Below are 1,248 nucleotides of genomic sequence, written 5' to 3' on the forward strand. Positions count from 1 at the left end.
CAGAATGGCGATGCCTTGCTCGAAATCGGTACTCCAGGGCGAGCCGTAATTGAGCCGGATGCAATGCCGGTACTGACGGCTGGCCGAAAAAATCGGCCCCGGCGCGATGCTGATCCCCTTCGCGGCAGCGTGCTGGTGCAGGACCAGCGTATCGAAACCTTCGGCAAACTCCACCCAGAGAAAATACCCGCCCTGCGGACGCGAGACCCGGATATCGGCGGGAAAGTGGCGGCGAATCGCTTCGTTCATGCTGCCCAGTTGTGATTCCAGCGCGTGCCGCAATTTGCGCAGGTGTTTGTCATAGCCGCCGGTCTGCAGGTAATCCGCCAGGGCCACTTGCGAAGGCACGCTGGCCGAGAGCGTGGTCATCAGCTTCAGTTGCTCGATTTCCTTGCCAAAGCGTCCAGGCGCCACCCAGCCGATGCGGTAGCCCGGCGCCAGGTTTTTGGAAAACGAACTGCAGTGCATCACCAGACCTTGCTGGTCATAGGCCTTAGCCGGCAGCGGCTGGCGATTGCCAAAGTAGAGTTCGCCATAGACATCGTCTTCAATCAGCGGAATTTCATGCCTGGCCAGCAGTGCAACCAGCGCCTGCTTGCGCGCATCGCTCATGGTGGCGCCCATCGGGTTCTGGAAGCTGGTCATGAACCAGCAAGCCTTGACCGGATGCCGGGCGATGGCCTGTTCGAGCACATTGAGATCAATGCCATCCTTGGGATGCACTGGGATTTCCAGCGCTTTCATGTTCAGGCGTTCCAGCGCCTGGGCTGCGGCATAAAACCCGGGTGATTCGATGGCGATAAGATCACCCGGTTTGGCCACGGCGCTCAGGCACAGGTTCAGCGCTTCGATCGCGCCGTTGGTGACAATGATCTGCTCTGGCGGCTGTGGCATGCCCATACCCAGATAGCGCAGCGCGATCTGCTGGCGCAGCGCCAGATTGCCCGGTGGCAGGCTGGCCACGGTATCCCACGGATCGATAAAGCGTGCAGATGCCGCCAAGGATTTGGCCAGCCGTGGCAGCGGGAACAGCTTGGGTGAAGGAAAGGCGGAACCCAGCGGCAGGATATTGCGATCCTGTACCGCGCCCAGCACGGAAAAAACCAGCTGGCTGATATCGACCGAAGTCGATAGCCGCGGGTCGTGCCGAGGTTCGGGTTCCAGCAGGGGAGTCTGCCCCGTGCCGGCCACGTAATAGCCGGAGCGTTCGCGCGCGCGCACCAGTCCCAGGTCCTCCAGCCGGTAATA

Annotated in this window: 1 protein-coding gene; it reads right to left on the bottom strand. The window is 61.2% G+C overall.

Going from position 1 to position 1,248, the window contains the following annotated elements:
- Window positions 1-1,248 (bottom strand): aminotransferase-like domain-containing protein (locus tag AC0KVQ_RS16445; RefSeq protein ID WP_473422278.1); only part of this gene is annotated, 1,248 nt, incomplete at both ends.

The sequence above is a fragment of the Formivibrio sp. oc-25 genome (assembly GCF_055810895.1).